This window comes from Salisediminibacterium halotolerans, from assembly GCF_003814815.1.
GTDB lineage: Bacteria > Bacillota > Bacilli > Bacillales > Salisediminibacteriaceae > Salisediminibacterium > Salisediminibacterium halotolerans.
The window spans coordinates 177981-199441 of record NZ_RKQQ01000004.1 but is presented as its reverse complement, the minus strand read 5'-3'; the positions used below and the strand labels follow the sequence as shown (position 1 = coordinate 199441).

General features: G+C 47.3%; 19 protein-coding genes. 5 read left to right on the top strand and 14 right to left on the bottom strand.

All coding sequences use genetic code 11. The features are described from left to right. Window positions 1-5: 5 nt before the first annotated feature. The 3 genes from ade to EDD67_RS09060 are packed head-to-tail and all read right to left on the bottom strand — an operon-like array spanning window position 6 to window position 5353. Window positions 6-1748, bottom strand: coding sequence for an adenine deaminase (gene ade, locus EDD67_RS09070; protein ID WP_121440387.1), 1743 nt, complete (start codon window positions 1746-1748; stop codon window positions 6-8). 34 nt (window positions 1749-1782) lie between these two features. Further along, on the bottom strand, window positions 1783-3624 hold the full coding sequence (locus tag EDD67_RS09065; protein WP_121440386.1) for an ABC transporter ATP-binding protein: 1842 nt from the start codon (window positions 3622-3624) through the stop codon (window positions 1783-1785). After that, window positions 3617-5353 carry an ABC transporter ATP-binding protein gene (locus EDD67_RS09060; RefSeq protein WP_121440385.1) on the bottom strand — a complete coding sequence of 579 codons (1737 nt, stop codon included), beginning with the start codon at window positions 5351-5353 and terminating at the stop codon, window positions 3617-3619. Before EDD67_RS09060 ends, EDD67_RS09065 begins: the two co-directional genes overlap by 8 nt. Before the next feature lie 252 nt (window positions 5354-5605). Between EDD67_RS09060 and EDD67_RS09055 the strand changes: the two genes are divergently transcribed. The 3 genes from EDD67_RS09055 to rarD all read left to right on the top strand — a co-directional run bounded on the left by EDD67_RS09055 (window position 5606) and on the right by rarD (window position 8615). Further along, on the top strand, window positions 5606-7297 hold the full coding sequence (locus EDD67_RS09055) for a glycoside hydrolase family 13 protein (RefSeq protein ID WP_121440384.1): 1692 nt from the start codon (window positions 5606-5608) through the stop codon (window positions 7295-7297). Between the two features lie 203 nt (window positions 7298-7500). After that, window positions 7501-7641, top strand: a complete 141-nt coding sequence (locus EDD67_RS13940; RefSeq protein WP_154718770.1) for a hypothetical protein — start codon at window positions 7501-7503, stop codon at window positions 7639-7641. A gap of 56 nt (window positions 7642-7697) precedes the next feature. Continuing rightward, the gene (rarD, locus tag EDD67_RS09050; RefSeq protein ID WP_121440383.1) at window positions 7698-8615 is read left to right on the top strand and encodes an EamA family transporter RarD; all 918 of its coding nucleotides are present in this window, start codon (window positions 7698-7700) and stop codon (window positions 8613-8615) included. A gap of 39 nt (window positions 8616-8654) precedes the next feature. On the opposite strand, the gene EDD67_RS09045 is transcribed toward rarD, so the two are convergent. The 5 genes from EDD67_RS09045 to EDD67_RS09025 form a co-directional block, all read right to left on the bottom strand. After that, window positions 8655-9104 carry a GNAT family N-acetyltransferase gene (locus tag EDD67_RS09045; RefSeq protein WP_121440382.1) on the bottom strand — a complete coding sequence of 150 codons (450 nt, stop codon included), beginning with the start codon at window positions 9102-9104 and terminating at the stop codon, window positions 8655-8657. 30 nt (window positions 9105-9134) lie between these two features. Further along, entirely contained in the window at window positions 9135-10730 is a 1596-nt protein-coding gene (locus tag EDD67_RS09040) for an aspartate:alanine exchanger family transporter (protein ID WP_121440381.1), read from the bottom strand. Window positions 10731-10885: 155 nt separating this feature from the next. Then, window positions 10886-11113: a hypothetical protein gene (locus tag EDD67_RS09035; protein WP_093073107.1), complete on the bottom strand. Its 228-nt coding sequence runs from the start codon at window positions 11111-11113 to the stop codon at window positions 10886-10888. Between the two features lie 129 nt (window positions 11114-11242). Then, window positions 11243-12169 (bottom strand): glycine betaine ABC transporter substrate-binding protein, encoded by a 927-nt coding sequence (locus tag EDD67_RS09030; protein ID WP_121440380.1) that lies wholly within the window; start codon window positions 12167-12169, stop codon window positions 11243-11245. Window positions 12170-12324: 155 nt separating this feature from the next. After that, window positions 12325-12873 carry a GNAT family N-acetyltransferase gene (locus EDD67_RS09025; RefSeq protein ID WP_121440379.1) on the bottom strand — a complete coding sequence of 183 codons (549 nt, stop codon included), beginning with the start codon at window positions 12871-12873 and terminating at the stop codon, window positions 12325-12327. A 341-nt stretch (window positions 12874-13214) separates the two neighbouring features. On the opposite strand from EDD67_RS09025, the gene ahpC reads away from it, so the two are divergent. Both ahpC and ahpF read left to right on the top strand, forming a co-directional pair. Further along, window positions 13215-13775, top strand: coding sequence for an alkyl hydroperoxide reductase subunit C (ahpC, locus tag EDD67_RS09020; RefSeq protein ID WP_093073110.1), 561 nt, complete (start codon window positions 13215-13217; stop codon window positions 13773-13775). 18 nt (window positions 13776-13793) lie between these two features. Continuing rightward, complete coding sequence (gene ahpF, locus EDD67_RS09015) at window positions 13794-15341, top strand: alkyl hydroperoxide reductase subunit F (RefSeq protein ID WP_121440378.1); 1548 nt, start codon at window positions 13794-13796, stop codon at window positions 15339-15341. Window positions 15342-15536: 195 nt separating this feature from the next. Here ahpF and EDD67_RS09010 read toward each other — a convergent pair whose 3' ends face one another. The 6 genes from EDD67_RS09010 to deoC form a co-directional block, all read right to left on the bottom strand. After that, entirely contained in the window at window positions 15537-16214 is a 678-nt protein-coding gene (locus EDD67_RS09010; RefSeq protein ID WP_123875829.1) for a tudor domain-containing protein, read from the bottom strand. Between the two features lie 368 nt (window positions 16215-16582). Beyond that, entirely contained in the window at window positions 16583-17341 is a 759-nt protein-coding gene (locus tag EDD67_RS09005) for a class I SAM-dependent DNA methyltransferase (RefSeq protein WP_121440376.1), read from the bottom strand. A gap of 51 nt (window positions 17342-17392) precedes the next feature. Next, a complete protein-coding gene (locus EDD67_RS09000; RefSeq protein ID WP_121440375.1) occupies window positions 17393-18484 on the bottom strand; it encodes a hypothetical protein in 1092 nt (363 codons plus the stop codon). A gap of 118 nt (window positions 18485-18602) precedes the next feature. Beyond that, window positions 18603-19241 carry a DUF1349 domain-containing protein gene (locus EDD67_RS08995; RefSeq protein ID WP_242006047.1) on the bottom strand — a complete coding sequence of 213 codons (639 nt, stop codon included), beginning with the start codon at window positions 19239-19241 and terminating at the stop codon, window positions 18603-18605. Window positions 19242-19270: 29 nt separating this feature from the next. Then, window positions 19271-20650 carry a 23S rRNA (uracil(1939)-C(5))-methyltransferase RlmD gene (gene rlmD, locus EDD67_RS08990; RefSeq protein ID WP_121440374.1) on the bottom strand — a complete coding sequence of 460 codons (1380 nt, stop codon included), beginning with the start codon at window positions 20648-20650 and terminating at the stop codon, window positions 19271-19273. A 130-nt stretch (window positions 20651-20780) separates the two neighbouring features. Beyond that, entirely contained in the window at window positions 20781-21449 is a 669-nt protein-coding gene (gene deoC, locus EDD67_RS08985) for a deoxyribose-phosphate aldolase (RefSeq protein ID WP_121440373.1), read from the bottom strand. Between the last annotated feature and the right edge of the window lie 12 nt (window positions 21450-21461).

Below are 21461 nucleotides of genomic sequence, written 5' to 3'. Positions count from 1 at the left end.
CTTTTTTATTCGGTGTCCGCCCCGGTAATTGTCACGTGCTTGCCTTTTGCAGCATCAAAATAACCGAGGTCGGTTAATTTCAGCGACGGAATGACCGGAAGGCACATAAACGATAATGCCGAGAGCGGATGGAAATCACCGGCTGCGCCAAGCTTCTCCAGAGCCTCATCCAGGCGGTGAAGGTCTTCGGTTACCTGCTGCTGCCCGCGGTTCGTCATAAGACCGGCGACTTCAAGCTGGACCGATGCAAGCACTTTGCCGTCTTTCACTGCTGCCAGTCCTCCCTGCATCTCGCGGATCGTTTCAATCGCTCTCAGCATATCCGTATCGTTTGACCCGGCCACAACAAGGTTATGGGAATCGTGAGCGACGGTGCCGGCGATCGCCCCTTCCTTTAACCCGAGACCTTGAATAAATCCGGTGCCGATATGACCGGTCCCGTGATGTCGTTCGATCACGGCCATTTTCCACGTATCTTGCGTGACATCTGCTGTAAAGGCGCCGTTATGAACCGGAAGCTTTAAGGAAGTTTTTTCTGTCAATAAGCTGTGCGGCGTGAATGCGATCGTCAACGCTTCAGCTGCATTTTCATTTTTCACCCGCAGCTGTTCCGCGCTTATTTCCATGATATTAACGGTATTTTGCACCGATTCGGGCATCACTGAAGCGGGTTCAGCCGGTTTTAAAAGAAGCTGATCTTTAACAACCGGGTGTCCGTCTTTCAAGACGTGCCGGACGGTGACATTTTCTAAGTCATCAAGGACAACGAGATCGGCTTCATACCCGGGTGCAACAGCTCCGCGGCTGTGGAGCTTGAAACATTCTGCTGCGTTAAGCGTTGCCAGCTGAATCGCTTGCAGCGGATCCATTCCGTGGCGAATGCTCATGCGGATATGCGCATCAATGCTGCCGTCTGCTTCAATCTCATCGATGTGTTTGTCATCGGTGCAATACAAAAACCGCCGTGCATTGGCAGTCGTAACTGCCGGTAAAAGCTGTAAAAGATCTTTCGCCGCCGAGCCTTCACGCATCATGACATAAAACCCTTTGCGGATCCGCTCCGCTGCTTCTTCGGCTGTTGTGCATTCATGATCGGTTAAAATCCCTGCCGCCCGGTACACGTTCAATGCAGTCTCATCAAACCCGGCGCCGTGTCCGTCAATTCGTCCCCGCTGCTTTTCGGCGTCAGCCAATTTTTCCAGCATATCATCATCTTGCTTAAGAACCGACGGGTAATCCATCACTTCCGCCAGTCCGAAAACACGCGGATGGTCGTAAAATGGACGTAAGTCGTCAGCTGTCAGACGAGCACCTGCGTGTTCAAACGGCGTCGCCGGCACACAGGACGGGAGCATCGCAAAAATATCGATCGGCGCGTTTGCGGAATCCTCAAGCATGAATCGGATTCCGTCCGCTCCGGAGACGTTGGCGATTTCATGCGGGTCGGTCACAGCCGCCGTCACCCCGTGCTTCACGAGTTCGTTGGCAAAGTGGTGCGGGGTCATCATCGACGACTCGATATGCACGTGTCCATCGATAAATCCCGGCGCGATATACTTGCCGGTCACATCGATTTCCTCGCGGCCAAAATAGCGGCCGACGCCGGCAATTTTTCCGTCAACAATTGCAACATCTCCTTGTTCCACTTGTAAATTCATGACATTAATTACCTTGCCGTTTTTTAAAACTAAATCGGCCGGTTTCTCCCCAGACGCTGCCTGAATCAGTTCTTTTTTTCGGTTCGCCATATTTTTCAGCTCCTCTGCAAATAGTTTGTGTTCGTCAGCCGCTCTTTTCTTTTAAGTGGCTGGCATATAAATCCGCATAAAAACCGTTTTTGTTCAGAAGCTGCTCATGATTGCCGCGCTCGACAATTTCACCCTCATTCAGTACGAGTATCTGATCAGCCGAACGGACGGTGTTTAATCTGTGCGCAATGATAAAACTTGTCCTCCCCTTCATGAGAATGTTGAGCGCTTGTTGGATTTTAATTTCTGTAACCGTATCGATACTGCTTGTCGCTTCATCAAGGACAAGAATATCCGGGTCGGCCAACAGCGCCCGGGCGATGGAAAGGAGCTGTTTTTGCCCTTGGCTGATTCCGCCGCCTTCGCTGTCGATCCTCGTTTGATAGCCGTCGGGAAAGCGGCGGATAAACGAATGAGCATTTGCTTTAACGGCCGCTTCTTCAATTTCCGCATCGGTTGCGTTTAACCGGCCGTACCGGATGTTCTCGCGAATGGTCCCTTCAAACAAATAGGAATCTTGCAGGACAAAGGCGATGTTATTTCGCACCGATTCCCGCTTAAAATTGGTCACATCTTCCCCGTCGAAGCGGATGAGACCTGTTGTCGGCGAATAAAACCTCGATAACAAACTGATAATCGTCGTTTTTCCTGCGCCGGTCGGGCCGACAAAGGCGACCGTTTCACCGGGAGAGGCCTGAAACGACAGCCGGTTTAAAATCCATTCGTCATTATCGTAAGCAAACGAAACGTTTTCAAACGAGACTCCGCCTTGCAGCGAAACAAGTTCTTTTTTGTCAGCTTCTTCAGTCACTTCATCGGGCTCATCGATAATGTTAAAGACGCGCTCAGCACCGGCAATCGCCGACAAGAGGGTATTGAACTGATTGGCAAGATCATTTAACGGGCGGGTAAATTGCCGGGCGTATTCAGCGAAAATGACAATAACACCTATCGTAATCATATCATACAGCACGAACAATCCGCCTGCACCTGCGATAATTGCAAAACTGAAATTATTCAGCATATTCATCAATTTTGGAATAAATCCTGAAATCACCTGCGCCCAAAATGCTGCCAGTCTTAAACGGACGTTTCGTTCTTCAAACCCAGCGATCACCCGGTCTTCTTGGGAAAAACTTTTAATAACCTTTTGACCTGACATTGTCTCTTGAAGGTACCCGTTCATGTCACCGAGATGGCGCTGCTGCGCTTTAAACAGTTTCCCTGTACGCTTTGTAATCCACTTCATGCCAACATACATCGCCGGGATAATCGTTAGCGTCACCAGTGTGAGAAGAGGGCTTAAATACAGCATAACCGTCAACACACCGGCAAGCGTCAAAACGCTTTGAATAATCTGTATTACGGACGAATTCAGCATATTGCTGACGTTATCCATATCATTGGTCAATCGGCTCATCAATTCGCCGTGCCGGCGCCGATCAAAAAACGGGATCGGAAGTTTTTGCATATGATGAAATAACTGAATCCGCATGTGATATACCGTTTCTTGAGCAATTTTAATCATCCAAAAATGCTGTAAAAAAACCGTCAGCGAATGACATAAATAAATAACAGCTAAAACGATCAGTGCATAAATTAAATTTGTCACGTCACCGTCTTCAACAAACCAATCGATCGACATCCCGACGACAAAGGGGCCGGCCAAGGAAAAAAATGAACTGAGGGCAACCATCAAAATCACGAGATATAAAGACATTTTCCGCTCGGATAATAGCTGCCAAATCCGCTTCGCAGTTCCCCGGAAATCTTCCGCCCGTTTGGCCGGCGCTGTTTCTGTCTGAAGATCGTTATCTTCCCAGGTTTGATTCAGTTGTATCCGTTCATAACGAAACGGTTCGGTCCATTTATTCATGCACTCCCTCCTCTTCGCTCACCGCATGCTGCGACGCGTAAATCTCCCGGTACAGATCGGACTCGCGAAGCAATTGACTGTGACTGCCTTTACCGACAAGTTCACCTTCATCGAGAAGCAAAATATTATCCGCGCGTACCGTCGTACTCATTTTTTGCGTGATCATGATCGTTGTGCATGAATACTTGCGAATCGCCTGTAAAAGCGATTGTTCCGTTTTAGCGTCAAGCGCGCTTGTACTGTCATCAAGCAGCAAGATCGACGGCCGGCGCAAAAGCGCTCGGGCAATCGCGAGCCGCTGCTTTTGCCCGCCGGATAAATTCACACCGCGCTGGCCGACTGTTGATTGCAAACCGTGTTTTAACGAAGCAATAGTGTCATAAATTTGCGCATCTTTTAACGCTCGAATCATCTCGTTTTCATCTGCTTCTTCATTTCCCCAGCGCAGATTTTCTTCAATTGTACCGGAAAAAAGCATCGTTTCTTGCGGAACGTAACCGATCTGCCGGCGCAAAGATTTCAGCGGCATTCGGCTGACGTCTTTGCCGTCGATCCGCACTGTTCCGCCATCCGTGTCATACAGGCGGGGGATCAGCTGAAAAAGCGATGTTTTCCCGGCTCCCGTCGCCCCGAGAACGGCTGTTTGCTCTCGGCTTTGTACGGTGAACGACAAGCGGTTTAAGACAGACTGCCTCGTCCCCGGATAGCGGAAATGAACATTATCAAAAACTATCTCCCCGTTAAACAGCAACGCATCATCGTAAGGATCGCCAGGCTCCTTTAAATCAACATCCGCTTCAAACACTTCGCCGATCCGCTCCGCTGATGCCCTGGCGCGTGAAAAGATCATAATAATCATCGAAAATACTGTTAAAGCTCCGCTCATACGGGTAATGTAGTTGATGATCGCGACGACTTCGCCGATCGTCGCTCCGCCGGTATTCACCCCTGTTGTACCAAACCATAGAACCACGATAATCGAGAAATTCATCACGAGCAAAATGACCGGCATCGTCGTCTCAATCAAACGAAATGTGCGCATCATTTTTACACGCAGCTCATCAGCCGCGCCGTCAAAACGCTCCGTTTCATAAGAACGCCTTGTAAAGGCTTTGATCATTCTGATCGCTGTTAAATTTTCCTGCACGACGCTGTTCACCCGGTCTACACGCGATTGCACTTGTTTGAACAGCGCTCCGGCTTTGCGCATTAAATAGACGAGAAAAACGACGAGAAGCGGAATCGTCAACACTAAAATGAGCGCGAGCTGAGCGTTGACAACGATCGCCATAATGACAGAGCCTGCTACCAGCAGCGGGGCACGGAGCATAATCCGCAAACTCATAAAAATCGTATTTTGTATTTGGTTCACGTCGTTTGTTATCCGCGTCATCAGCGATGAGGTCGGAAACTGACTGAAATTCGCAAACGAAAACGACTGCACTTTTGCAAACAGACCGTTTCTTAAATCGTACGCTGTATTTTGGCTCGCATGTGCGGCGTAGAACGAGTTGACAATCCCGGCTCCGAATGCCGCAAACGAGAGGATAAGCATAACCCCGCCCCAAAAGAGCACCGTCTCCATATCCTGCTGAACGACACCTTGATCGATGATCCGCGCCATAATCAGCGGCTGCACTAATTCGACCGCCAGTTCTGTAAGTGTTAATAACAACGCAATGACGACAGCAAAGCGGTAACGGTTTAACGCTGAAAAAATATGTCTCATAAATTGACCGCATCCTCACACTCGACTTAATCGTTAGAGAGTCGAAAAATTCTTTTGCTAACTGTATCACAGCTTTTCTGTTCTATCGACTGATAAAAACTCATAAGCCATTTCCAGAAAAAAGAGACGGATATTTCACCGCAAAAATTTTTGCAAACAATTTCATGCGCTGAATTGAAAATACGCCTTTTTTTAGGTATGATGAGTTGGGAAATCGTTTGCACAAAATGTATGGACAAGAGGTGGAGTCTGATGGAACGTGTTTGGTGGAAAGAAGCGGTCGGATATCAAATTTATCCGCGCAGTTTTCAAGACAGCAACGGAGACGGAATCGGCGATTTACAAGGGATCATCAGCCGGCTTGATTATTTAAAACAGCTAGGAATCGATTTTATTTGGATCTGTCCGATGTATAAATCGCCGCTTGATGACAACGGTTATGATATTTCCGATTACCGCGATATATTAGATGACTTTGGCACGATGGCTGATTTCGACGAGCTGCTCAACGAAGTGCACAACCGCGGCATGCGGTTAATCATTGATCTCGTCCCGAATCATACGAGCGATGAACATCCTTGGTTTATCGAATCGCGCCAGTCAAAAAACAGTCCGAAACGAGACTGGTACATTTGGCGTGATCCGAAAGCGGACGGTTCGGAGCCGAACAACTGGGAAAGCATCTTCGGCGGAAGCGCCTGGGAGTATGATGATAAAACCGGGCAGTATTATTTGCACGTCTTCAGCCGCCGTCAGCCTGATTTAAATTGGGAAAATCCCGACGTTCGCCAGGCCATTTACGACATGATTAATTGGTGGCTGGAAAAAGGCGTCGACGGATTCCGTATCGATGCCTTGAGCCATATTAAAAAACGGCCGGGACTGCCGGATATGCCGAATCCGAAGGGCTTGACTTACGTCCCGTCATTTAAAATGCACATGAATCAAGAAGGTATTCATACGTTTTTGCAAGAACTGAAAGATCACACGTACGGAAACGATCCGAATGTGATGACCGTCGGTGAAGCGAATGGTGTCAGCGCTAAAAATGCCGATGAGTGGGTCGGAAAAAACAACGGGAAAATGGATATGGTTTTTCAGTTTGAACACTTGGATCTTTGGGATTACGAAGTCGCTTCGGACCTTGATGTCGTTGAACTGAAAAAAACGCTCTCCCGCTGGCAAAAAGGACTTGAACATGACGGGTGGAACGCCCTGTTTATTGAAAATCACGACAAAGCCCGGGTCGTCTCGACGTGGGGCGACGATACCACCTATTGGAAAGAGAGTGCTACCGCGCTCGGAGCGATGTACTTTCTCATGAAAGGGACCCCCTACATTTATCAAGGCCAAGAGATCGGGATGACAAACATTTATTTTGATGCGATTGCAGATTACGATGATGTGGCGGCACTGAACTTTTACAACGAAGAAACTGCGGCAGGAAAAGATCCTCAAGAAGTGCTGGAAATACTGGCGCACACGTCACGGGATAACAGCCGAACGCCGATGCAATGGGATAAAACTGATCAAGCCGGCTTTACTGACGGAACACCTTGGATGAAAGTAAATCCCAATTATCAAGCAGGCGTCAACACTGCTGATCAAACCGCAGACTCTGACTCGATCTTGAGCTTCTACCGAAAAATGATTCGGCTGAAAAAATCCGCAGACGTATTCACGTACGGAAGTTACGATCTGTTGATGCCGAAAGATGAGGCTGTTTTCGCTTATCGCCGTGAATTGAACGGAACAACTGCGCTTGTGATCACAAATCTGACAGACGAACAGGCGGAATGGACTGCTGACAAAGAGGCTTCAGCTCTTTCAGCGCAGGATTTACAGCTGATCAATTATCCGGATTATCCGGACCATTCGAATGCTTTGACTGTCTCACTTCGCCCTTATGAAGCCCGGGTTTATTTATTGAACAGCCCCGCTTGATAGAACGCTTAAAAGATAACAAGTTGATAGCCGCCGGTCTCAATTAAACCGGCGGCTTCAGACTGTAGACAAACTATATTTTTATGTCAGCCATGAATCCACTGCCCTCCGCTTGCCCCGGGCAAGGACTCAGCTAGGATTCGGCGGCCTGAGGCCGCTGAATCCGGATCTTCGTCTCTTGCTTTCCCGGAGGCGTCGGAGGAGTGGATGCATGGCTTCTTTTTTATCAATACACTCGCTTCAAAAAAGAGAATGACCTTGCAGAGCATAAGCCCGAAGCGGCTTTTTTTCGCCTTTCACAGCAGATTATTCGTGTCACTAAACAATTTCGTTTACAAGTTTGAATATTCGCGTCTATACTGTAGGAAGTGAATGTTCGAGTTAAACGGAGGCATAGAAGATGACGAGCGCGTACCAAGATTTACGTAAAGGTGTCAGTTCCGGGATCGGAGCTTATTTGTTATGGGGATTCCTGCCGATTTACTGGAAACTGGTCGACCACATTCCAGCTGATGAAGTGCTCGCTCACCGAATCATCTGGTCTGTTGTTTTTCTCGGCGTGCTCTTTTTCCTTATGAACCGAATCGACTCTTTAAAGACCGATCTTCGCTATATAAAGACCCATCCAAAAATCTTCGTTGCCATTTTTTTAACCGCCCTTTTAATCAGCATTAATTGGGTGACATTTATTTGGGCGGTCGCCAATGAGCGAATTGTCGAAGTAAGTTTAGGCTATTACATAAACCCGCTGATAAACGTCGTATTAGGCGTGTTATTTTTCAAAGAATCACTCAGTTATGCGCAGCGGATTGCCGTTTTACTCGCTTTAAGCGGCGTAACAGTGTTGACATTCTCGTTTGGTGAAATTCCTTACGTCGCGTTAATCTTGGCATTCAGTTTCGGCTTCTACGGACTCGTCAAAAAGCAAACACAGGTCGGCTCGATGACAGGACTGATGATTGAGACGATCCTGCTTATGCCGGCAGCTCTTGTGTACCTTTTTTGGCTGCACGGCTCACTGACAGAGGCGCTTCATCTTAGCGGCGGCGAAAATACGACGCTCTGGCTTCTGATCGGCAGCGGCGCTGCAACAGCTGTCCCGCTTATCCTGTTTGGTTACGGCGCCCAGCATATTCCGCTCTCATTGATCGGGTTTTTACAATACATCGCACCGACAACGATGCTTTTGCTCGGCGTATTATTATATCAAGAACCTTTTACTACCGTTCATGCTGTTTCGTTTCTATTGATTTGGAGCGGGTTGATCCTTTACACAATCTCTAAGTTGAAACGGCCTGTTCGAACTGCGTCAACTTAAAAAAAAGCCGCGGCTGCTTTGACAGCCGCGGCTTTTCAGTTATAACGGGCGCCTCCACACCATGTCTTCATGCGGAATGTTATCTTCCAGATACATCTCTGAGACGGTTTCAAATCCGCACCCTTTATAAAATGACTTAGCCTGTGTCTGGGCTTGGATCATCACTTTTTCCGAGTCCCATTCATTCACGGTTATTTCGAGCGCTTTTTTCATCAAAACAGCACCGAGTCCCGTTCGGCGCTGTTCTTTCTCGACCAAGACCCGCCCGATCGACGGTGCCTCGTACGCGTATCCCGGCGGTAAAATCCGTGCGTAGGCGGTGATCCGTTCGTTATTTTGCACGTATATATGAATCGATGCTTCATCTTTATTGTCAGTTTCATGGTACGAACAATTTTGTTCGACGACAAACACAGCGACTCTCGCCGCGAGGATGCGGTAAAGTTCTTTCGCCGTCAATTCCTCAAATCTCTTCACATGCCATTCCACGTTCGATCACCTTCTTAATCATTTGCTGGGTTATAAGAAAAAGACGAGCAGCTGCGAAACAACCGCGACAAAAATTAATGCAAACGGGTAAGCTGCAGCATAAGCAATCGACGGATCTTCGCTGTTTACGATTTGATTCAGCGCACCTAATCCCGGTGTGCTCGTCATCCCGCCGCACAGCGCTCCAAGCGAGTGAACCATGCTTAAATGAAAGAGCTTTTTCGCGACTAAAAACCCGACGACAAGCGGAACAATCGTAATAACGGCCCCGGCGCCGAGCAGACGCAGTCCCTCTTCAGCAACAACCTCCACTAAACCGTCCCCCGCTGTGGTGCCGGCTCCGGCTAAAAACAGAACCAAACCGATGTCGCGAATCACTTGGTTAGACGGCTGAAAAAAACGCGCCCGAATCGGTCCTAGGCGGCCGAAATGCCCAATAATCAAGGCGACAAACAAAGGACCTCCGGCTACCCCGAGCGTTATCGAACCGAGAGCGGGAATATAGATCGGTATCATTCCTGCCAACACCCCGATCAGCAGGATCAAACTGAGCGAAAAGATATGTACATTTGTCACTTGCAAGGGCCGCCGGCTGAACAGTTTTTCAACTTCGTCGATCCGGTCGCTGCTGCTTACAATCGTCAAAATATCGCCGTTTTCAAGACGCCAGCCGGGCTGCTGATTAAATTCAAAACCGCCCCGTTCAATCCGGGTTACGGTCACACCGTAATTTCGGCGCAGCGCAAGCTCCCGTAAACTTTTGCCGACAATCTCGTCTGAATCCACCGTCACACGGCGCAGGCCGATGTGGTCCGGGTTTTCGTACGCTTGTTCCACCTCGCGCCCGGCTTGATCACGAACTTTGCGTAAATCTTCCGGTAAACCGACAGCAACAAGGCGATCTCCCTTTAAAATCACCGTATCACTCAAACTGATAATGTTTCGGTCGCCTCGAATCACCCGGCTGATAACGGCTGAAGTCCCTTTGCCGATGCCGATTTCTTTCAGCGTGCGCTTATGCAATTCATCGCGGGTCACCTCAATTGTCATCGCCTCAGGAGATCCTTTATGTCTGACCGGACCGGTTTTTTTATGCAAGTCTTTCATTAAATCAACTTTCAATAATTTCGGAAAAAGCTGCACGAACAATACGACCGCCAACACCCCGAATGGATAAGCGATTCCGTATCCGACCGAAGCAAGCGGATCGCCCGTCGCATCCAGCGCTGCCGCAAGTCCAGGCGTGCTTGTGAGCGCTCCGGTCATAATTCCGACACTTAACGCCGGCGAAATTCCCGTCAGCTTTGCCATCACCACTGTCGTTACAGCTGCAATCACAATCGTAATCAGCCCGATAATTCCAAAAACGACCCCGGTCGTCCGCATCATCCGGAAAAAACGCGGACCGGCTTGCAAGCCGACAGCGACAATAAACAAACTTAACCCTAAATTTTGCACGACTGATGATACTTCATAGCCGAAGTGGCCGAAAAACATCGCCACAAATAAAACCGCACTCGTCCCGAGACTGATCCCTTTAAAACTGAGCCGGCCCAAAAGCGAGCCGAAAAATAAAATGATAAATATTAACACGAGCGGTTCGTGAAGCAGTTGTTCAATCCACATCGGTTTTCCTCCTATCGGACATCCTTCTTTTCATTATAGCGAAAAATGCCGCAGAAAAAAGCGGTGAATCTCCTCAGTGAGGAAATTCTCACCTCGCTGTCACAATGCTTAAGGATATGAACAATCCCCTGCTGTCGATCAGCAGGGGATTCGTATTATACCCATTCAATAAATGTTTCTTTTTCGGTTTTCTCGTCAAGTTCTACTTTGGCAATCCGGATCATATTGACATTGTCCAAATTAACCATCCCCGTTTCAATCGGGATCCAGTCGCCTTTTTCCCGCTCAATCCAATACTGAACACGGGCATGAGGATTTTCCGTAAAATACGTATCTTCAATATTACCGTTCGTGAACTCAAAAGTTACTTTGTAACGTTCCATGCCTAAATCTCTCCTCATCTAATAATGAAATAACGGTTATACACCCGTTGTCAGAATATTTTACACAAAAATCCCTTTTTATACAAGCTTGATTTAAAAAACGGCCCAGCGAAACTGGACCGTTCATGTTTATTCCATCCACTCATCAATCAAGTCACGGTTGTCTTCAATCCAATCTTCTGCACCTTCGCGCTCGTCATCGGAGTTTTCAATATACGACATTAAATCACCGAGGGTCTCATCATCCATCATCCAGTTATCAAGCCATTCTTTTACTTCCGGATAAACTTCCGGGAAATCTTCACGGGCTTTATAATGAATATCTTCTGCTTCGCCGAAGGCATTTTCCGGATCGTCTAAATATTTAATATCATATTCTGAAAACGCCCAATGCGGATTCCACATCGTGACAAGCACCGGCTCTTCATTGCTGTATGCTTGATCTAAGGCTGAGAGCATCGACGACTCGGAACTGACGAGCTGTTCGTACTCTAAGTCATAGGTTTCAATCGCTTCGTCGGTCAGTCTCGTTAAACTGGCGCCGGCGTCAATTCCGACAATTTCGCCGTCAAACATATCCACGTTGTCATTCAGCTCATCCATGCTGTCAATGTCGACGTATTCAGGGACAGCCAAGCCGAGTCCGGTTCCTTCAAACCAGATTTCATCGCTCAAATATACATCGTCTCCATGATCTTCATAAAACGGCTCGTCTGTTGTCGGAAGCCACACTTCCAAGGAAAGATCGATGCCGTCTGTCGCGACGGCTTCCCAAATCGGCGCTTTTTCAGACATTGTCAGTTCAACATCGTAGCCCTCTTCTTCAAGGAGGACGCCCCACATGTTGGCAACGGCAACGTTTTCCGCCCAGTTATTTAAGCCGATTTCAATTTCATCTTCACCGGAAACCTCATTTCCGTCTTCATCGATATTATTCGTTTCGTTCTCATTTAGATTATTTTCATTTTCTGTATTATCGGCATTGTTTTCTCCGCAAGCTGTCAAAATCAGTGCTGCAGAGAGCATACCGGTTGAAAGCAAAGATCCTCGCATCATTCAGCCATACCCCATTTCTTAATTTTTTTTACAACAGTGAATTATATCTCTTTCACTGTATTACTACAAACGAGGTTAAGCTCGACTTAGGCCGATACAGCCTTTTTAGCGGAGAATAGCTTCAGAACACACAATTTTGCGTTTTTTTTCACATTTTATGCACCTGAAGAAGTATCCTCAGCAAAAGCAGATAAGTCCTCAATTCCATAAGCTAGCGTTACATGATCTGCATCACGGACTTTTTCATTTTTTTTGTACACTTCTTCTGCACCTAATTTTTCAAAGAACAGCCGATCAGGGTGATCCGCCAAAATCCATACGCCCGCTCTGGCGTGATGGATCGCATCGAGAAATGCAGCCATTTTTTCAAAAAGCGCCCGTCCGATCCCCATCCGCTGGTAACGCGGCAAAACATAAATGCCGTATATTTCGCCGGTATAACGCATTCTCATCGTCGCATCGCGCATCGTCCCGCCAAGCACAAAACCGATGACGCCGAGTTCAGGATCTTCGGCGACATAAATCATCGATCCGCCGCTCGTCGCTTCTTCGATATTTTCTTTCCAGCGTTTTGCGCGATCTTCATATGAAAGTGAACGAAGCAAGTCTTCCGGTAAAATCCCTTCGTAAGCTTGCTTCCAGCAATCGACATGAATCCGCGCCATCGCTTGCGCGTCGGAAATATCCGCCTGCCGAATGTTCATCACAATTCCTCCTCTATATTTATCAGCCTTGGTATCATCTTCTGCTTCAAGCGTACATGTTTTCCTCTTTGCCGTACAGAACTATCCTCAAACGCACGACTGAGAAAAACCTTTAGCAATTAAGAAGAGATCGTTAAAAAATGTTCATAATTTTCTTTTTATTGTTCTTACTGCACATCTGACGTAAACCTGTTCTGATAACATTTTGCCGAAACAGCCCGTCGCTTGTGAAAGAGTTGACAAACAATCGCATTTATATAATAATAGCTATCGAGTAATAATTCTTATAAACAGTTAGGTGTTTTAACACCGGCTGACAATTCAAAGGAGGACGATTTACTATGTCACTTATCGGAACAGAAGTTCAGCCGTTTCAGGCGAAAGCGTATCAAAATGGAGAATTCATTGATGTAACAGAAGATAACTTCAAAGGACAGTGGAGCGTTGTTTGCTTCTACCCTGCCGACTTTTCCTTTGTCTGCCCGACAGAACTTGAAGATTTGCAAAACGAATACGAAAACTTGAAAGAGCTCGGTGCCGAAGTCTTCTCCGTTTCAACGGATACACACTTCGTACACAAAGGATGGCACGACGCTTCCGAAAAAATCGGTAAAATTACCTATCCGATGATCGGTGATCCGGCGCAGACGATTTCCCGCAATTTCGAAGTGCTGAATGAAGAAGGCCTTGCTGATCGCGGAACATTCATCATTGATCCGGACGGTATCATTCAAGCTGCAGAGATCAATGCAGAAGGCATCGGCCGTGATGCAAGTATTCTTGCTAACAAAATTAAAGCTGCGCAATACGTGCGCAACAACCCAGGCGAAGTATGCCCGGCAAAATGGGAAGAAGGCGAAGATACACTTACGCCTAGCCTCGATCTTGTAGGCAAAATCTAAATCAAGGAGGGGAGCCGCATGACACTTGACGCAAACATTAAAGAACAGTTGAAGCAATATCTCCAGCTATTGGAGAGCGACATCGTCCTGAAAGTGAGCGCCGGTTCGGAAAAGTCATCAGATGACCTGTTGTCTTTCGTTCATGAAGTTGCGGACATGTCTTCGCGTATTTCTGTCGAAAAAACAGCTCTAGACCGAACACCGAGCTTCAGTATAAACCGCGCCGACGAAGATTCCGGTGTAACATTTGCCGGAATTCCGCTCGGCCACGAGTTCACATCGTTTGTCATGGCCCTGTTGCAAGTCAGCGGCCGCCCGCCGAAAGTGGACGAAGACGTTATGAACCAAATGAAAGCTGTAAGCGGCGAGTATCATTTTGAATCGTACGTCAGCTTAAGCTGTCAAAATTGCCCGGAAGTCGTCCAAGCACTGAACATGCTCAGCGTCTTGAATTCGGGTGTGACGCATACGATGATTGACGGAGCGACATTCAAAGATGAAGCAGAAAACAACAATGTGATGGCTGTGCCGGCCGTTTACTTGAATGGTGAATTTTTCGGCGGCGGACGGATGACGATCGAAGAGATTTTAGACAAACTCGGCCAAGGAATTGATGCTGATGAACTGTCTGAAAAAGATCCGTTTGACGTTCTCGTTGTCGGCGGCGGACCTGCCGGTGCCAGCGCAGCGATCTACGCTGCCCGCAAAGGAATTCGCACCGGACTTGTTGCTGACCGTTTCGGCGGCCAAGTCCAAGATACACTGAGTATTGAAAACTTCATCAGTGTCAATAAAACCGAAGGCCCGAAGCTTGTTGCCAACCTTGAAGAGCATGTCAACGATTACGATGTCGATGTCATGAAAGGGCTGACGGCAGCCGGACTGGAAAAGAATGATCACTTTGAGTTAACACTTGATAACGATGCTGTACTGAAAAGCAAAAGCGTTATCCTCTCAACCGGTGCACGCTGGCGCAATATCGGCGTTCCGGGCGAAGAGGAATTTCGCAATAACGGCGTGGCCTACTGCCCGCATTGTGACGGACCGCTGTTTGAAGGCAAAGATGTTGCGGTGATCGGCGGCGGCAACTCCGGCGTCGAAGCGGCGATCGATCTTGCCGGCATTGTCAAACACGTCACCGTGCTTGAATTCATGCCGGAATTAAAAGCAGACGAGGTCTTGCAGCAAAAACTAAACAGTTTAAACAACGTAACAGTGATTACGAATGCGAAAACAACCGAAATCACCGGTGATGACACGGTCAATGGGATCACCTATCTCGACCGCGTGTCAGAGGAAACGAAACACATTGCCCTGCAAGGTGTATTCGTTCAAATCGGCCTCGTCCCGAATACCGATTGGATCGGCGGCGAGATTGAGAAAAACAAATTCGGCGAACTTATCGTTGACAATGGCGGTGCAACAAACGTGCCGGGGCTGTTTGCCGCCGGCGACTGTACCGACACGCCGTACAAACAGATCATCATTTCGATGGGCGGCGGTGCAACAGCAGCACTCAGCGCCTTCGATCACTTGATCCGCACGCCGGAACCGGTGATGAATTAAATTAAAGAGGCTGGGACAAAAACCAGTAAATAAAAATGGCTCTCACATCAGTGAGAGCCATTTTTTATCTTTTATTATGAATACGCTCGATTTGATCGAGTCCTTTCGCCGTCCATGACCTGTTGGAATAAATGCCAACTGAAGCTTTTTACCTTTCCAAGAAACCTTTGTCGCAGTATCGCTGGCTCCGATCTTCTACATCATCGTAAAGCGAAGCTGCTCTAGGCTGACTTTCTCTGTTGGTTGATTGCCAAAATAATTAACGACGATATGATCGGGAAAAATCTGTTCAATCCCGCATTGATAATAATAACCGATATTGTTCATATTGGCGTGCGGACTCATGTTGTTAAGGGCATAATCGATGTCGCGCAGCTTATGCAACGGGAGCGTTTCAACAATATTATCAAAAAACCTCACTGTGACCCGATCAGCAAAAACTTCTTCTACATTAGCTAAATAAAACCAATTGTCTCCTGAATATTGCGCATATACCGCTGAACCAGCTACGACATTCGCTGCCTGGGCATCTTCCTCCTTCATGTCAGAAGGAAATACAGTTCCCGACACTTGATAGTTGGGCGATCGATTGAAAAGTTCTTTGTATGAACGTTCCCGCTTCAAGAAGCTGAGTACTTTGTAAACGATATAGATAAACCCTAACGAACCGAATATAAATGCAAGTACCAACTTGACTAAGTACCACCACCAAAAGTAATAGTTAAAAATCAGACTGTCCTCCATCGGGTCTTTTAAAGATGCAGCTGAGTAAATAGCCGGGATGCCGGTGAATGATAAAATAAAAAGCCAGTTATTAATTGGAATTAAGATGGCAATGACGAAACACACGGCCGAAGCAATCAACAATCCCATAACCTGACTTTTTTGCCGGCTGAGTGCCTTTTCCACACATTTCGAACAAGACGGCGGCTCCCAGTAAGCAGCGCAGTCACGACACAGTCCTTTCCCGCAATCCCCACATCCTGCTACGGATCCTTTACCTGGATGAAAATAACACTCCGAGTACATAGAGCAGCATCTCCTCTCAATTTACACCCAGTACCTGTTAATTTAATTATATAGCCGGTTTGCCGGCTGCTCAATAAATATTTACAAATAAAACGATATTTATCATAAAAAAATGGCAAATTTATGAACACCGTATGCCGATAACGGTTTGACCGCCGAACCTTGTACGAATGAACTCAAACAGCCCGCTTCTTTTACAGAAGCGGGCTGTTTTATTCACTCTCATCATTTGCTTTTAATGTCCCGACTATGACGCTCAGCGGATAGTCTCCCTCATTTTGCAGATAACTTTCATATAAATCCGGTAACGGTTTGACTGAAACTTCGAAACCAGCTTGATGAAATAATTGCTGCCAATCTTTTTCAGGAAAAATGCCGAGGGTATGAACTTCTTCGTGAATCGAAAGCTCATTATTCTGTCTAATGAGGTACACGAATGCGGCTTCATATGTACTCTCGGAGACGATAAAATTATCTTCAAACAATGTAATATGTGTGTGATTATCAGAGCCTGTGTAGCTAAATTGATTGTTCTGAAACTGTTCTTTCGTGTGTGTCACAATCAACAGGCACCCGCCCGGCAAGAGATGATCTACCGCCGTTTGAATTGTACGCTCGACATCTTCTATTTCCGATTGATACATGATGGAATCAGGAATAACAACCGCGTCAAATTTCCTGGAAAGGTTCACTGTCCGCATATCGTCTTTGATATAGGCCACTTCAGGATTGGTTTTTTCAGCTTCTTTCAGCATGCCGTCGCTCAAATCGACACCCGTCACATTAAAAAACTGCTTCAAAAACTGATCATGCCCGCCTGCCCCGCAACCGAGATGAAGGACATTGTCCACTGATCTTTTCGCGTGTTGCTTCAGCCATTCAACGTACAAGTTTACTTCGTATTGATAATCCTCTGCCGCAGACAGCAACGCGTCCGTCCATGCTAATTCATTATATACTTGCCAATTCATAAAAATCCCCTCAGTACATTTCGCTGACAAAATGATGATGATTACAGCTAACTACCTGATTCGTCTCCAATTCGAACTGATCGCATACTGGCCATTGTCCTGTTCGTAAATATTGGCTGTCCATTCATACGTTTTCGGCCAATGCTTAAAAATTTTCGCTGCTGTATATAAAAACAGCAGTGACAATTTTGCCGGACGCGGTTTCCACCCGTCTGACGGGACGATCGTGATCGTTGTTTCGCCTTTTGTTTTCTCAACCGCATAGTTTCCGGCGATCACCCCGGTAGAAGGATGAGCGCTCAGTTCAAACTTCCCTTCAAATCTGCTGTTTTCATACAAAGATTTAATATCAGGAAAAGCCTCGGTAAAACGTAACGTAACAGGATAAATGTCATTCCTCTGCGTGATGCTCTTGATCGCCGGCTTACGCCCTGTCCACTCAAAGGTAAAATCACAGTTCGCTAATGTAAGCTGTTCCTGCTGCAATTGGACTTCCAGCGGGATTAAATCTTCCTCAACTGCAGGGTTAAATCTTGCAATCAGCGGTTTGGGGCTGTAGCGGGTAAAGAGCATCTTTGCTCGGTCGATCGGCAGGGGCAATTCATCCGGCTGATGCGACTTGCCGTTGATTTCCACCTCGGCTGTCGTCTGTTTTTTTCGCACAAAATAAAAGTCGTGCAGCAGAACTAACGGCAGCGCTGACGGCGTTTCTGCCGCATCCCCCATCGGGGCAAGCAAGCCAAAAGGTTTGCGCTTTTTTGAATTTGTTTCAGCAATCTTTATATTAATCTCGCGCTGATATCGATCAGCAAATTGATAATTCGCTTGCACGCCGGTATCGGTCACTTCATAAAACGCTGCCGCGAATTCGCATTCAACGATAGCGGCCAAACCCTTGCCGACAATATCATAATTGCTTGGGTCAATGTTCATCCCCGGTTGATGGTAGACATCAACCTTGCCGTCACGCCGCCACCCGATGACTAAATGCACTTCGCCAAGTTGTTCGTCGGCAAATACTTGCGGCTCAAAACCGATATAAATATCATCCGGATCGTTTTCAATATTCACGAGCAAGAGCCGGTCCATCGGGTCGATGTCGATTTGAAAAGGATTAATAAAATGAAAGGTTTGCTGATTCACAGCCTCACTCCTCTATATGAAAATTATAATCCCAGCGAACATTTGCCTTTGTGGATGTTCAGTTACCATCCCGCCTTCAAACGGCCTCGGCGGCCCGTATAAGCCGCTAAAACCACGTTTATAAGTAAGCCTCTTGAGGGTCGTCCGACAGCTCTTCAATTTCAATATAATCAAACCTTACTTCCTGACCTTCTCCCTGTGGACTGCATGCATATAACCCGGCTTTAACGGAAGAATGCTCCGGGATGTCCAAGTGAGCGACACGTATTTGCTTCCATTCCGCGCCGTTTAACGAGACGTCGACATAAATGTTTGCGCCAATTCTTGATATCCGGTAATACAAATACTCCTGATCATCAGCTGCAGGTTGCGATGACCAATCGGAATAGCCGCCTTTTGTCACAACTGCGCCTAATTTACTCGAGCCGTCAGGGATATATTCCAATGACGTTTTGACCCATTCATCTTCTGTAACTCGAAGCATTAAGCCTGCTTGATCATACTTTGATTCAGGTTTGGCGCTCACTTTTGTCGTTAATCTGAAATTTTTATTTATTTCCCGATAAAGAAAATGGCCGTTATCTGCTTGAAAACCGTAATGCGTTTTCTGCCAATAATCCGTATTCTTGTCTGTCTTGAGAACAAGCTGAGAGGAATGTGTGTCGATAAACCATTTGTCCGGTTCACAAAACCAGCTTAATTCATCACTCAATCGGTCACTCTCAAAATAGTCGTTGAAAATCATTTTCGTTTTCAAAAAATCCCCTCCCGACGATGTAAATTAATTTATTGCTCCGTCTTTTCAAGCAGGACGACACACTCGACATGCGTCGTCTGCGGAAACATATCGACCGGCTGCACGGCGTCGCTGCGGTAGCCTTTTTCTGCTAAATAGGCCATGTCGCGCGCGAGTGTTGCCGGATTGCAAGAAACGTAAACGATCTTCGCCGGATTCATCGCTGCCATCGCGTCGAGCAGCGCTTCATCACAGCCTTTTCGCGGCGGATCGACGACAATGACATCGGGCGCCATCCCTTGCGAACGCCACCACGGCATAAGCGTCTCCGCTTCGCCGACGTAAAAGGAGGCGTTGTCGATCGCATTGAGCGTCGCGTTTTTCTTCGCATCATTCACCGCTTCCGGCACCGCTTCGATGCCGTATACGTGTTTCGCTTTTTGCGCGAGAAAGAGACTGATCGTTCCGATCCCGCAGTACACATCAAGCACCGTTTCATCCCCGCTTAAACCCGCGGCTTTCAGCGCTTCGTCATACAGCACCTCAGTTTGTTCAGAATTGACTTGATAAAACGAACGCGGCGAAATGTGAAAACGAATGTCGCTGATCTTATCTTCAATTGCCGCTTTCCCGTCCAAAACATGCGTCTGCTCGCCAAAAACGACATTTGTTTTCGCTGTATTAATGTTTTGCACAATTGAGGTTACCCCGTCAACGGCGGCATGAATTTTTTCAATCAGTTTGTCCGCTTGCGGAAGCTTGCTGCCGTTCGTAACAAGAATGACCATTTTTTCTCCGGTCGCTTGACCGTGGCGGATGACAACATGCCGCATAAGCCCTTTGCCGGTTTCTTCATTATAGGCGGTGATGCCGAAATCTTTTGCCGCCTGTTTGACGGTTTGCAGCAGACGGTCATTAACGTCATGCTGAATCAAGCATTCGTTCATATCGACGATTTTATGGCTTCTTTCCGCGTAAAATCCGGCGACGAGTTCGCCATTTTGAAAACCGACAGGCACTTGCGCTTTATTTCGGTAACGCCACGGATCATCCATCGCCAGTACTGGATGGACTTTGACATCGTCCATTCCGCCGATCCTAGCCAGCGCACTCGACACAAGATTCGTCTTATAGCGGTTTTGTCCAGCCGCACTTAAATGTTGGAGCTGGCAGCCGCCGCAACGGTCAAAAATCGGGCACGGCGGTTCCGTTCGCTCGGGACTTTCATTTTCAAGCGAGATCAGCCGTCCGAAACCGTAATTTTTTTTCACTTTAATCACTTTCACTTCGCCGGTTTCGCCCGGAAGAGCTTTCTTTACAAACAGCGGGTAACCGTCAATTTTCGCCACTCCGGCGCCGTCGTGCGTTAAGTCTTCAAACGTGACCTGCACCGTTTCATTTTTTTGTACAGGCGGAGCCGTATTACTCATGTATATACATCCTTCCATAACAACTTAAATTCATCTCGTTTGATTGTATCACAGACGCAAAAAGGCCGGGAGCATTTCCCGATACAGAAAAAAGCTGACCGAATCGGTCAGCTTCGCTGAATGTCGCGTATTAGTAATCGCTGTCGGATTGTTCACCTTTAACAATCTTCACACCGGCGCTCGCACCGATTCGAGTCGCGCCGGCATTTTTCATCGCTTCTGCATCTTCCAGGCTGCGGATCCCGCCGGACGCTTTGACCCCGAGGTCGCTGCCGACTGTTTTTCGCATCAGCGCGACATCTTCCACCGTTGCATTGCCGGTCGAAAATCCGGTAGAGGTTTTGACGAAGTCCAAACCGGCGCGTTTGGCGATCTCACAAGCACGCACTTTTTCTTCGTCAGTCAACAGACACGTTTCCAAAATTACTTTTGTCAACGCTTTGCCTTTTGCTGCTTCGACGACCGCTTTCATATCTTTTTCTACGAGCTCATCATTTCCGTCTTTCAGTGCACCGATGTTTAACACCATATCGACTTCGGTTGCGCCGTTTGCAATCGCATCGGTCGTTTCAAACGCTTTAACTTCCGGGGTGTTCGCACCGAGCGGAAAACCGATCACAGTGCAGACATCTACCCCGGTACCTGTTAACAGCTCACTGCTTAATTTTACCCACGTCGGATTCACACAAACGGAAGCAAACTGATAATCTTTCGCCTCCGTGCAAATTTCACGGATTTTCTCCTCGCGCGTCTCCGGTTTCAGTTGTGTGTGATCGATCATTTTTGCTAACGATGTCATTTCTCATCACCC